10 protein-coding genes are annotated in these 11,816 nt (G+C 57.7%); 6 read left to right on the plus strand and 4 right to left on the minus strand.

Features of this window, described 5'->3' with window-relative positions; all coding sequences use genetic code 11:
* The first annotated feature begins 55 nt into the window (after positions 1–55).
* Positions 56–1,243 carry an MFS transporter gene (locus tag AC0TNG_RS08325; RefSeq protein WP_024909820.1) on the plus strand — a complete coding sequence of 396 codons (1,188 nt, stop codon included), beginning with the start codon at positions 56–58 and terminating at the stop codon, positions 1,241–1,243.
* A 40-nt stretch (positions 1,244–1,283) separates the two neighbouring features.
* Here AC0TNG_RS08325 and gap read toward each other — a convergent pair whose 3' ends face one another.
* Positions 1,284–2,294 carry a type I glyceraldehyde-3-phosphate dehydrogenase gene (gene gap, locus AC0TNG_RS08330; RefSeq protein WP_024909821.1) on the minus strand — a complete coding sequence of 337 codons (1,011 nt, stop codon included), beginning with the start codon at positions 2,292–2,294 and terminating at the stop codon, positions 1,284–1,286.
* Between the two features lie 78 nt (positions 2,295–2,372).
* Positions 2,373–3,353, minus strand: coding sequence for a GlxA family transcriptional regulator (locus AC0TNG_RS08335; protein WP_024909822.1), 981 nt, complete (start codon positions 3,351–3,353; stop codon positions 2,373–2,375).
* A 149-nt stretch (positions 3,354–3,502) separates the two neighbouring features.
* Between AC0TNG_RS08335 and AC0TNG_RS08340 the strand changes: the two genes are divergently transcribed.
* The gene (locus AC0TNG_RS08340; protein WP_024909823.1) at positions 3,503–4,474 is read left to right on the plus strand and encodes a fatty acid desaturase; all 972 of its coding nucleotides are present in this window, start codon (positions 3,503–3,505) and stop codon (positions 4,472–4,474) included.
* Positions 4,467–5,225, plus strand: coding sequence for a phosphate/phosphite/phosphonate ABC transporter substrate-binding protein (locus AC0TNG_RS08345; protein ID WP_024909824.1), 759 nt, complete (start codon positions 4,467–4,469; stop codon positions 5,223–5,225). Before AC0TNG_RS08340 ends, AC0TNG_RS08345 begins: the two co-directional genes overlap by 8 nt.
* Here AC0TNG_RS08345 and AC0TNG_RS08350 read toward each other — a convergent pair.
* Positions 5,204–6,100, minus strand: coding sequence for a LysR family transcriptional regulator (locus AC0TNG_RS08350; protein WP_024909825.1), 897 nt, complete (start codon positions 6,098–6,100; stop codon positions 5,204–5,206). The genes AC0TNG_RS08345 and AC0TNG_RS08350 overlap by 22 nt on opposite strands.
* A gap of 22 nt (positions 6,101–6,122) precedes the next feature.
* Positions 6,123–8,411 (minus strand): FdhF/YdeP family oxidoreductase, encoded by a 2,289-nt coding sequence (locus tag AC0TNG_RS08355; protein WP_473713395.1) that lies wholly within the window; start codon positions 8,409–8,411, stop codon positions 6,123–6,125.
* A gap of 1,001 nt (positions 8,412–9,412) precedes the next feature.
* Here AC0TNG_RS08355 and AC0TNG_RS08360 point away from each other — a divergent pair.
* Genes AC0TNG_RS08360 through tssK form a run of 3 tightly spaced genes read left to right on the plus strand, consistent with a single transcriptional unit; the run spans position 9,413 to position 11,806 of the window.
* Complete coding sequence (locus tag AC0TNG_RS08360) at positions 9,413–9,907, plus strand: SH3 domain-containing protein (protein ID WP_463727189.1); 495 nt, start codon at positions 9,413–9,415, stop codon at positions 9,905–9,907.
* A gap of 23 nt (positions 9,908–9,930) precedes the next feature.
* Positions 9,931–10,434: a type VI secretion system lipoprotein TssJ gene (tssJ, locus tag AC0TNG_RS08365; RefSeq protein WP_024909828.1), complete on the plus strand. Its 504-nt coding sequence runs from the start codon at positions 9,931–9,933 to the stop codon at positions 10,432–10,434.
* Between the two features lie 28 nt (positions 10,435–10,462).
* On the plus strand, positions 10,463–11,806 hold the full coding sequence (gene tssK / locus AC0TNG_RS08370) for a type VI secretion system baseplate subunit TssK (protein WP_024909829.1): 1,344 nt from the start codon (positions 10,463–10,465) through the stop codon (positions 11,804–11,806).
* Positions 11,807–11,816: the final 10 nt, after the last annotated feature.

Raw genomic sequence — 11,816 nt, forward strand, 5'->3', positions numbered from 1 at the left:
GAACCTTCTATTCTTTTGCGACTGTAGTCACATTTTTATAACGGGAGATCAACAGATGAGTTCATGTGTCGCGGCGAGCGAGGCGGTAGCGCCTGCAAAACCCGCCTGGCGGGCCGTTTATTCACTGGGGCTGGGGGTATTTGGTTTGATTACGGCAGAATTTCTGCCGGCCAGTTTGTTAACGCCAATGGCCGCGAGCCTGGGCGTGACCGAGGGGATGGCCGGACAGGCCGTCACCGCCACCGCGCTGGTGGCGCTGGTGACCGGGCTGCTGATCACCCCGGCAACCAAAAGTATCGACCGTCGCTGGGTGCTGATGTTTTTCTCGGTGCTGCAAATTATCTCCAGCCTGCTGGTGGCCTTTGCGCCCAATCTGCACGTCCTGCTGATGGGGCGCCTGCTGCTGGGGGTAGCCATCGGGGGATTCTGGGCGATGTCGACGGCCACGACGATGCGTCTGGTTCCGGCGGATAAAGTGCCGAAAGCGCTGGCGGTGATCTTCTCCAGCGTATCGATTGCCACGGTAGTCGCGGCGCCGCTGGGCAGCTATCTGGGCAGCCTGATCGGCTGGCGCAACGTCTTTGTGCTCTGCATTCTGCCGAGCATGCTGGCGCTGCTGTGGCAGCTCTGGGTCCTGCCGTCCATGAAACCTGAGAGCAGCGGCAGCCTGAGTACGCTGTTCCGCGTGCTGCGTCGTCCGGGGATGATCGGCGGCATGCTGGCGACCATTCTGATCTTCAGCGGCCATTTCGCCTTCTTTACCTACCTGCGTCCGTTCCTGGAAACGGTGGGGCAGGCGAGCGTGGAGACCATTTCACTGATCCTGCTGGGCTTTGGTATCGCCAACTTTGTGGGCACATCCGTTGCCGGGCATCTGCTGGCACGCAATCTGCGCCTGACGCTGGCGCTGGTGCCGTTTGCGATGGGCGTACTCGCGCTCATGATGGTCGCCTTTGGTCATCTGGCCATGCTGGACGGGCTGCTGGTCGCGCTGTGGGGCTTTGCATTTGGCCTGGTTCCGGTGGGCTGGTCAACCTGGCTTGCTACCACTGTCCCGGATGAAGCCGAAAGTGCAGGGGGGCTGCTGGTGGCCTCAATCCAGCTGGCGATAAGCGCCGGTGCGGCCGGAGGCGGGGCGGTATTTGACCTCAACGGCGCCAGCGGCGTATTCGCGGGCAGTGGTTTCCTGCTGGTGATGGCGATGGTGATTGTGTTTATGGGTGTGAAAGTGAAAGCGGAATGATTTTTTGCCGGGTGAGCGTTTGCGCCACCCGGCCTCAGGCTTACAGCCCTTTCTTATCCATCAGCACCGCCAGATCCACCAGGCGGTTGGAGAAGCCCCACTCATTGTCATACCACGCCAGGATCTTCACCATGTTCCCGCCAATCACCAGCGTGGAAAGCCCGTCGATAATCGACGATCGCGGGTCGCCCTGGTAATCGCTGGAGACCAGCGGTTCATCGCTATAGCCCAGAATGCCTTTCAGGGGCCCGCTGGCAGCCGCGTTGCGGAACGCGTCATTCACCTCTTCGGCGGTCACGTTGCGGCTCAGCGTCACGGTTAAATCCACAATCGACACCACCGGAACCGGCACGCGCAGGGAGTACCCGGTCAGCTTGCCGTCCAGGGAGGGGATGACTTTCCCCAGCGCTTTCGCCGCGCCGCTGGAGTAGGGCACAATCGACAGCGCCGCCGCGCGTGCGCCACGCAGATCTTTCTCCGGCTGATCGTGCAGCGCCTGACTGTTGGTGTAGGCGTGCGTCGTGTTCATCAGGCCATGCTCAATCCCGAACTGCTTGTGCAGCACCTGAGCGGCCGGTGCCAGACCGTTGGTGGTGCAACTCCCGTTGCTCACTACTGTGTGCCGGGCGGGATCGTACTGGTCATGGTTAACGCCCATCACAATCGTCAGGTCGTCGTTCTTCCCGGGGGCGGAAATGATGACGCGCTTAGCGCCGCCGTGGGTGATATGTACCGCCGCTTTCTCCCGCTCGGTAAAGAAGCCCGTGGCCTCAATCACCACGTCGGCGCCGACATCACGCCACGGAATATTCGCCGGATCGCGTTCGCTAAACACCGTGATCCGCTGCCCGTCTACCTGCAGCGCGCCGTCAGCCGCTTCAACGGGTGCGGGCAGCTTGCCCAGAAGGGAATCATGTTTCAGCAGGTGGGCGAGGGTTTTACTGTCCGTCAGATCGTTGATGGCCACAATCTGCAGATCCGGGTTACCTAGCGCCGCGCGCAGGAAATTACGTCCGATACGGCCGAAACCGTTAATACCGACCTTAACCATGGTGCACTCCTTATCTCTGTTGTCTGGAGTCACTGTAGGCGTCGGGCCGGTTGGCGTAAACGACAAAAAAGGATCAGATTACGCCATCTTGCGGCAGTGGAATCGCTGGCGGTACTCGCCGGGGGTAAGGTGAAGCTGTTTCTCAAAGATGCGGCGCAAATTAATGCTGGTGCCAAACCCGCTTTGCTCAGCAACGCGCTCCAGGGAGTCATGGGTCTGCTCAAGCAGCTGGCGGGCGGCGGCCAGACGCGCTTCGGTCACGTAGCGGGCAGGAGAGACCCCGGCCTCGCGGGTAAACACGCGGGTGAAGTTACGCGGACTCATTGCCGCTTTCTCGGCCAGATTTTCCACGCACAGATCGGCGGTGAGGTTCTGCAGGATCCAGGTTTGCAGTTCGCTTATCGGGCCCGATGCGCCAGGCTGGTGCAGGCTGTAACGACTGAACTGCAGCTGGCCGCCGGGACGACGCAGATACATCACCATATCCTGCGCCACGTCGCGGGCGAGGGTAAATCCGTAGTCGTCCTCCACCAGCGCCAGGGTCAGGTCGAACCCGGAGCTTACGCCGCCGGAGGTCCAGATGGGGCCGTCCTGAATATACAGCGGACCGCCTTCGACGTGGATAGCCGGATACTGGGTTTGCATCGTCTCCAGCAGCCGCCAGTGGGTGGTGGCGCGACGACCGTCCAGCAAGCCGGTCTGGGCCAGCAGCATCGCGCCGCCGCAGATAGAGGCTACCCGCCGGGCATGCGGCGCAGCGAGATGCAGCCAGTCGACCACCGCCGTACTCTCCAGCTCGTTCATGCCGCGCCCGGTGATGATAATGGTATCCAGCGGTTCACGCGGATCCAGCTCTGGCAGACGATAGTCCGCCAGCAGGTTCAGGCCGGACTGGCCGTGGATCACCTGGTGAGGCTGCGTGGTGGCGATGATAATCCGGTAGCGGGGCTGCGCAAGCCCTTCCGGATGCAGCCGGTTGGCCTGCATCAGAATGTCGGCGATACCGGCGGCTTCAAACAGCATGCCGCCGTCGGGAACGATAATCAGGATCTTCTTCATGTCCTGAAAAGTACCTTTATCACAGAATAAGTCAAGCAACGCGTGCGCTCTGTGTTTCTGGCAAAGCAAAGCGATTTAAGTTCTTTGTTATTTCAGGCGTTATCCCCGATCGTCAGGGCTCTGTCTCTGGCGAAACGGCGTCCGAAGAAATGAGTCAACGAAGCTCCCTCTATTTACATCCGCAACAACGCGAACAAATCCGCCATCTCGCATCGGGTTTTATATGGCGAAGCGAACTGCCCACCTGGCTTTTGATTATCACTGTTTATGCAGGCTGGTTTGGCACGCTGACGTTCTGGCAAACGCTCGGCCTGCTGCCCGCCACGCTGCTGCTCGTCTGGTTTAGCGCCTGGTACATGTCCCTGCAGCATGAGCTGATCCACGGACACCCCACGCGTTTTGCCTGGCTTAACCAGCTGTTTGGCACGCTCCCGCTGGCGGTCTGGTATCCGTACGGCCTGTACCGGGACTCCCATCTTGCCCATCATCGGCACCATAGCCTGACCCATCCGGTGGATGACCCGGAGTCGTACTATTTTACCGACGAGAGTTGGGGGCGCTTTTCTCCCAGGCAGAAGCGCCTGATCCGGGCCCGAAATACCTTTGCCGGTCGGCTTCTGCTGGCGCCGCTGCTGGATATCGTCCAGACGCTGGGCAGCGCCGCGGCGGCGTTTCGTCATCTTCACCTGAGGGCGATGACGATGTGGCTGGTTCACATCACGCTGCTGGCGGTACTCTTCGTCTGGATGACGCATATCGATTTTTCACCCGTCTGGTTCGTGCTTGCGGTCAGTTATCCCGCGCTCGCGCTGACCAAGGTGCGATCGTTTTTCGAACATCGTGCGGCGGACGATCCGCTGGCGCGCTCCGTCATTAACGAGGCCGGGCTGTTCTGGCGGGTGCTGTTTTTGAATCTCAACTACCATTCAGTACATCACGATCTGCCGGGCGTTCCCTGGTACGGGCTGAAGACGATCTACCAGCAAAACCGGGAGGCGTACCGGGAGCGAAACCGTGGTTTTCTCGTCAGGGGCTACGGTGAATGGCTGCGCCGGTTCTGGGTCAGACCCGTCGACGTCACCGTTCACCCCGGAAAACAACAGGGGGAAGGGTATGAGTAACCTGCTGGCGTTTCCCATGTATGCGGTGGATCGCGCCGACACGCGCGCGCTCTGGCTGGCGGTTAAGGGATTGCTGGCTGCACGCGGTGTGCCCGTCGATGATGTCCCCGACTGGCCGGAGTCCGATCTGCTCACGCACTGGCAACAGCCCGGGCTTATCCTTAGCCAGACCTGTGGTTACCCGCTGGTCACGCAGCTCCCGGACGTGCAGGTGGTCGGCTGTTTTCACTACACGGCACCGGGCTGCGAAGGGATCCAGTACCGCAGCTTTCTGGTGGTGCGCGAGGAGGATCGACACCTGACGCTGGCGGACTTTCGCGGACGACGGGCGGTCTGTAACTCTGCGGATTCCCAGTCTGGCTACAATGCGCTGCGAAAAAAAGTGGCTCCCCTGTTGAGTGGCGGTCCATTTTTCGCGCAAACGTCCTTTAGCGGCAGCCATCGCCAGTCGCTGATTGATGTGAAACGCGGGGCAGGGGATATCGCGGCCATCGACTGCGTAACCTGGGCACTGCTGCAGCGCCATGAGCCGGAACGGCTTGCGGGGCTGGCGATCATTGACCATACCCCGCTGACGCCGGGACTGCCGCTGATCGCTTCGCATAACACCTCACCTGAAACGCTAAACGCCATTCGCGATGCGCTCCATGCGCTGGTCAGTTCACCGGAACATCGGGCGATTTGTGACGCGGTGCTGATCGGCGGTTTTAGCGTGGTGACGCGCGAGGCCTACGCCTCATTGTCCGCGTGATAAATCTCCTGCGCGTCGGTAAAACAGCGCAGCGCCAGCGAGGAGATAGGCTTTTGTCTGCGCATAATCAGGCCGACAGGGGCCTCAATGTTCGCGTCAGCGATGGGGACAATCCTGAAATGGCTGTTCAGTGCTTCCAGCCCGTTGTTCAGCGGCATGACGGCGCAGCATACGCCGCTCTGAACCGCCTGAATGATCTGGAACGTCGAGTCGCTCTCGAAAACGGCCGTCGGTTCAATGCCGAGAGACTTAAAGCCGGCCTCCATATGCGCCCGGTAGTGCATCCCTTTGGTCAGGAACCCCAGCGGAAAATCCGTCAGATCGCGCCAGGTCAATGTCTCCTGGCCGAGCTGGAAATGACGGACGTCGTGCAGCAGGCCCATCTTCGTTTTGGGAAGCTGGATAATATCGAACTGGCTGGTGTCAATGCTGTTGAGGTAGCAAATTCCCAGCTCAAGCTGATTGCGGCTGACGCCGTCGGCAATCTGCGCGGAGGACATAGAATAGAGGCTGTAGGTCAGCTCCGGGTATTTTTGCGTCAAATGGCGAATAAAAATCATCGGATCCACGCTCGCCAGCGGCACCATCCCCAGACGGAGTTCGCCCACCACCTGGCCTTTGCACAGCGCGGCTTCCGCCTGTAGCCCGTCATGCGCGGCCAGCAGCGAGCGGGCCCACGCGAGGATGCGTTCACCCTCCGGCGTAAACCCTTCAAAGCGCTGCCCGCGCACAATCAATACCAGCCCGAGCTCCTCCTCCAGGCTGCGGATGCGCATGGAGAGGGTCGGCTGGGTAATGTTGCACTGCGAGGCAGCCTTGCCAAAATGGCGGGTCTCGTCGAGCGCGATTAAATATTTTAACTGTTTAATATCCATCTTTTTCTCTGCGCGAACAGCCTTACAGCATGCGGATCTCTTTTGAGCGCAGGGTGATGCGAACCGGAACGGATTTATACGACGGCGTACCGCTGTCCTTATCCAGATAATCAAGCGGTACCAGCACGTTGGCTTCCGGATAATAGGCGCCGACGGTCCCCGGCGCGATGTTGTACGCCACCACGGTAATGTCTTTCAGACGCTGAACGCTGCCGGGCAGGGCGGTTTCGATATCCACGCGGTCGCCGTGTTCCAGCCCTGACTGCGCCATATCGTCTTCGTTCATAAACAGCACGTCGCGACGGCCAAATACGCCACGGTAGCGGTCGTCCAGGGCGTAAATGGTGGTGTTGTACTGGTCGTGGCTGCGCAGCGTGATCAGGCGCAGAACATGCTCACCTTCACCGCTGGCGTTCTCGTGAACCCCGTCGAACACCGAGAACATCGCTTTTCCCGTCGCCGTTGGCCAGATACGTTGCGTCGGTGGCAGTGGCATACGGAAACCACCGGGAACGCGGATCCGCGCGTTATAGTTCTCAAACCCCGGAATGGTCTGCTCGATCAGATCGCGGATGCGGTCGTAATCCTCAACCAGCGTCAGCCAGTCCACGCGGGTATCCGGCAGGGTGGCTTTCGCCATGCCCGCGACGATAGCGGGTTCTGACCGAAGCAACGGCGATGCAGGCTTCAGCTTGCCGGATGAAGCATGCACCATCGACATGGAGTCTTCGACGGTAATGGACTGGCGGCCGGTGGCCTGAACATCCAGCTCGGTACGGCCAAGACACGGGAAAATAAAGGTCTCTTTGCCCACCAGCAGATGGGTACGGTTGAGCTTGGTGCCGACGTGCACGCTCAAATCCAGGTTACCCATCGCCGGAAAACCCCGCTCGTGATCGGGCATCGCGACGGCAAAATTGCCGCCGAGGCAGATGAGCGCTTTCGCGCGGCCGTCGATCATCGCCTGCGTGGCCTGCACCGCGTCGTGTCCGTGGTGCGACGGTGGCTCAAAGCCGAACACGTCCTTCAGGCGATTAAGGAATGCCGGTGTGGGTTTCTCGCTGATCCCGACGGTACGGTTCCCCTGCACGTTTGAGTGGCCGCGCAGCGGGCATATTCCCGCGCCAGGTTTCCCGATATTCCCCCGCAGCAGCAGCACGTCGGCAATCAGGCGGACGTTCGCCGTACCTTTGTTGTGCTGCGTAATCCCCATCCCGTAGGTAATGATCGTGGCCTTCGATTTTGCATAGGCTTCGGCGACCTTTTTGAGCGCCGCCTGGCTCAGACCCGACTCGCGCTCGATCTCGTCCCAGCGGGTTTGCGCGATATCGGCGGCGAACGCCTCAATGCCCTGGGTGTGTTCGGCAATAAATGCGTGGTCCAGCACGTCACTGCGTTCGGCCTCCATTTCCAGCAGGTGTTTGGCAATGCCTTTCAGCGCGGCGGCATCGCCCCCGGCCTTCACCTGGAAATAGGTCGAAGCGATATCTGTGGAGCTGTAGGTTGCCATTTCAATCACGCTTTGCGGGTCGGCGAAACGTTCCAGGGCACGTTCGCGCAGCGGGTTAAAGACGATAATCGGCACGTTCCGGCGGGCCAGCTCGTGGAGGGTCCCCATCATTCGCGGATGGTTGGTGCCGGGGTTGTGGCCGATGGAGAGCACCAGCTCGGTCTTATCGAAGTCGTCCAGCGAAACGGTGCCTTTTCCGATGCCAATTGAACGCGGTAAACCGACGCTGGTGGCCTCGTGACACATATTCGAGCAGTCGGGGAAGTTGTTGGTGCCGTATTCGCGAGCAAACAGCTGGAACAGATACGCCGCTTCGTTAGAGGCGCGTCCTGAGGTATAGAACTCGACCTGATCCGGCTCGAGCCCGCGCAATACTTCGCCGATGCGTTGAAACGCCTCGTCCCAGTCGACGGGGCGGAAGGTGTCGCTCGCCCGATCATAGCGCAGTGGGTGCGTCAGTCGACCGTAGCCTTCCAGCTCAAAGTCCGATTTTGCCAGCAGCGAGGAGACGCTGTTTTCAGCCAGAAACGCGGGGGTGACGCGTTTGCTGGTCGCTTCCCAGGTCACCGCTTTGGCGCCGTTCTCGCAGAACTGGAACGTCGATTTGTGTTCTTTATCAGGCCACGCGCAGCCCGGGCAGTCGAAGCCATCAGGCTGGTTGGTGCGCAGCAGCGTCGCGGGAGCGTCAAGGGTATCCATTTGGGTACGTACCGCGATGGCCGTCGCTTTTAGTGCCCCCCAGCCGCCGGCAGGGCCGTCATAGTGTCTGATGCCTGGCACCGAGCGTCTTTTCTTGTTCATACCCACTCCTGATTTGTTCGGTCAACAACATCTGAACCCATAAAAGCGCTGCACAGGACAATAAGCAAAAGCAATCACGACCGTATGGCTAATCGCATGCGGTGCGGAAAGGTGCTTTATCTTAAATTCTTTTTATTACAGCGGCTTATGTGAATTGATGTTTAAATATTTAAAGAAATTATAACGAAATTTTATCATTTTAATAATAAATCTTATCTATCGGTCGGTAGGCGAGATAGATGGCGGTGAGTAAGGAAGGATGTAGTACTAGTAAAACTTCGAATGAAGCTGATGCGCTGGAGATATCGCCACGATTCACGTCTGGCGGGCTTCTGGAGGCATTTTGGGTTTGAGGAAATGACAGGAAGGTTTACTCAGGCTTAATGAATAATAGATATAAGGTATACCTTACTGTGGAATTCTCAACGCGTGAATATACAGTTTTTTTGCGACGTGAAATTAACGTAGCGCTGCATAAGTGAAATATTCCCAGCCAGGTGATGAAGCGTGTTCAATATTAAAGATACCTTGTTAGTGCAACAAATAATTCATCGGAGATATATTCCTTTGACATCAAAAAAACGCGAATTCTACTAATTATGGTAGTGGCGATAATAGCGTTATTGCGTTAATGAAAGTGGTTCTCTTTTGTGTTTTTAATAGATAAAACATCATGTTATGTGGTTTTGCAGTGAGGAAATAAGAAAGGGGGGGGCAAATCGTTTTTTTTCATAGGATTAATCCTATAATTTTCCGACTGCTTCATTTACCAACAGTTACGCGGCGGTAAATATTGAATTGATGCGAAGCTCATGTAAACTTGCTTACCGTTTGTCAAAATATGTCAGGAAGATGCTGGGCCTTATTCTGAAGGGCTCGTGCGGTAGCTATGCCCTTAACATAGTAACGCCCCGAAAATATCCTGGCTATTTTAACAATAGCACTTAAGTCAAACTTCATCCCCTTATCTCCATCATCGAAATATCGCTACGGAAAAGCATATGAAAATGCGCGTACTGTTTTCACTTCTGTTTGTAATGGCGGTGGCGGGCTGTAAAGCGCCGCAAAAACCTGTGATCAATGACGATACGATCGAGACCATCCAGGTCAACGGCGTTACCTTAACCCACCGTCACGCTGTGACGCCGCCGACGGAGTTCACGCCGGTCAACGAGCCGTATCGTGCCATGTATCCGGCTTCCCTGATGAGCCGACCTGACTTCGGCGGCAAAGTTATCCGTAATCTCGAGACCGGAAAAACGTACGTGGTGCTGGGGCAGGTTGAACACTACTGGATGGCGCTTGCCGACGAAGGCAACGATCAGCTGATTGGTTACGTCCCGATGCGCGCCGTCATCAAGGCCGACCAGTACGACGCCGCCGTGCGTAAACAGGCCATTCGTCCAAAGGCGCGTAAAAAAGCGACCTGTGTCGATGTCGATGGCAACAGCAAAGCCTGCAAAGACAGCGCTAACGGTACCTGGATCCTGAACTAAACGGCTTTCATGAGCGCATTTTTATGAATAATAAAAATTTTCATAAGCTGTGGTTATTCTTTTACGCGGCGATTTTCGCCCTGGTCAGTGGTTGTACGTCGTCTTCACACAGCGACCCCTCCCGCTACAATCTGCAGTTTCAGGCTCATCCACAAATCAATGAATCTGCGCCGCTTAAGGTCCGGGTGCTGTTGCTGAAATCCGATGCGGATTTCATGTCCAGCGACTTCTACTCCCTGCAGAACAACGCGTCAGCCACGCTTGGCGCGAATCTGCTGAACAGCGACGTGTTCTTCCTGATGCCGGGACAGCTGTCCAAAACCCTCAGCGGGCAAAGCTCTCCGGAGGCCCGTTACATCGGCGTGATGGCGGAGTATCAGGTGCTGGATGGCAAAAAATGGCGCGTTTCACTCCCTCTGCCTGTGCCTGGCGAAAATCATATCTACCAGTTCTGGAAATGGTCCGCAGATGAACTTCAGGCCAACGTTTTTCTCGACGTGAACGGCATTCGTGTCATCAGCCAGTAACGCGCTTCAAAACAGGAAACACATCATCATGACGAAAGCAGAAAAGGTCGTCTGGACCGAAGGCATGTTCCTGCGTCCACACCATTTTCAGCGGACTGAAAGCTATCTGCTCAACCATGTTCGTGAATGGGGCGCACTACAGCGGTCGTATCTCTGGGGCTTTCTCGACGTTGAACTGGATGAAGCGATGCTTCGTCAGGGATGCATTGCCCTGAGCTACTGCAGCGGTTTGCTGCCGGACGGCACCTTTTTCCAGGTACGTAACGGGCGCAACGGCCCTGCACCGCTGAAAATTCCTGACAATCTCACTAACGAAAAGGTGGTGCTTGCGCTGCCGGTACGTCGTGGCGAGAGAGAAGAGGTAATTTTTAGCGAAGAACCGGCCTCGCTGGCGCGCTTCATCGCTTTCGAGCAAGAGGTGGAAGACGATAACGCCATGTCGGTGGGGGATGCCACCGTCCAGTTTGGCCGCCTGCGTCTGACCCTGATGCTGGAAAAAGACCTCACGGCAGAGTGGACCGCCATCGGCGTGGCGTTTGTGACCGAGAAGCGTAACGACAACCACGTGCGGCTCGACAACAGCTACATCCCGCCGATGCTCAACGCCAACAACAGCCCGCAGATCTACAGCATGATCAACGATCTGCACGGTCTGCTGGTACAGCGCAGCCAGCAAATTGGCGGTCGTTTGCGCCAGCCCGGTCGCTTTAATACCTCCGAGCTGATTGAGTTCACGCTGCTGTCGCTGGTTAACCGTCATCTGGGCGAGGTTTCTCATTTAAAAACCCTCCCGCTGCTGCATCCAGAAACGCTCTGGCGCAGCTGGCTGCCGTTCGCGACCGAGCTCGCCACCTGGACGTCCCAGCGTACCGCTGAAAGCGTGCTGCCGATTTACGATCATGACGATCTGGCAAACTGCTTCAGCAAGCTGATGCTGATGCTGCGTCAGGGGCTGTCGCTGGTGATGGAAGACCACGCGATTCAGCTGCCGCTTAACGAACGCTCTCACGGCCTGAACATCGCCACGGTGCCTGAAACCAGCATGGTGCGTGAGTTCGGCTTCGTGCTGGCGGTTAAAGCCAACGTGCCAGGCGAACACCTGCAAACCCATTTCCCGGCGCAGATGAAGGTCGCGCCGGTCTCGAAAATCCGCGATCTGGTTCAGCTTCAGCTGCCGGGCATTATGCTGCGCGCCATGCCGGTCGCGCCGCCGCAGATCCCGTGGCATGCCGGCTATAGCTACTTTGAACTGGAGAAGGGCAGCGAGCTGTGGCACGAGATGGATAAGTCCGGTGCATTCGCCCTGCATCTTGCAGGGGAATTCCCGGGGCTGGATATGGAGTTTTGGGCCATCCGTAGCCCGACAGAATAATAAAGCGAGC

Source organism: Enterobacter sp. PL_is514 (assembly GCF_055816715.1).

Coding starts and splice junctions, on each gene's coding strand:
- AC0TNG_RS08325 (WP_024909820.1), top strand. CDS start 56: ATGAGTTCATGTGTCGCGGCGAGCGAGGCGGTAGCGCCTGCAAAACCC.
- tssJ (WP_024909828.1), top strand. CDS start 9,931: ATGAATAATAAAAATTTTCATAAGCTGTGGTTATTCTTTTACGCGGCG.
- AC0TNG_RS08335 (WP_024909822.1), bottom strand. CDS start 3,353: ATGAAGAAGATCCTGATTATCGTTCCCGACGGCGGCATGCTGTTTGAA.
- AC0TNG_RS08350 (WP_024909825.1), bottom strand. CDS start 6,100: ATGGATATTAAACAGTTAAAATATTTAATCGCGCTCGACGAGACCCGC.
- gap (WP_024909821.1), bottom strand. CDS start 2,294: ATGGTTAAGGTCGGTATTAACGGTTTCGGCCGTATCGGACGTAATTTC.
- tssK (WP_024909829.1), top strand. CDS start 10,463: ATGACGAAAGCAGAAAAGGTCGTCTGGACCGAAGGCATGTTCCTGCGT.
- AC0TNG_RS08340 (WP_024909823.1), top strand. CDS start 3,503: ATGAGTCAACGAAGCTCCCTCTATTTACATCCGCAACAACGCGAACAA.
- AC0TNG_RS08345 (WP_024909824.1), top strand. CDS start 4,467: ATGAGTAACCTGCTGGCGTTTCCCATGTATGCGGTGGATCGCGCCGAC.
- AC0TNG_RS08355 (WP_473713395.1), bottom strand. CDS start 8,411: ATGAACAAGAAAAGACGCTCGGTGCCAGGCATCAGACACTATGACGGC.
- AC0TNG_RS08360 (WP_463727189.1), top strand. CDS start 9,413: ATGAAAATGCGCGTACTGTTTTCACTTCTGTTTGTAATGGCGGTGGCG.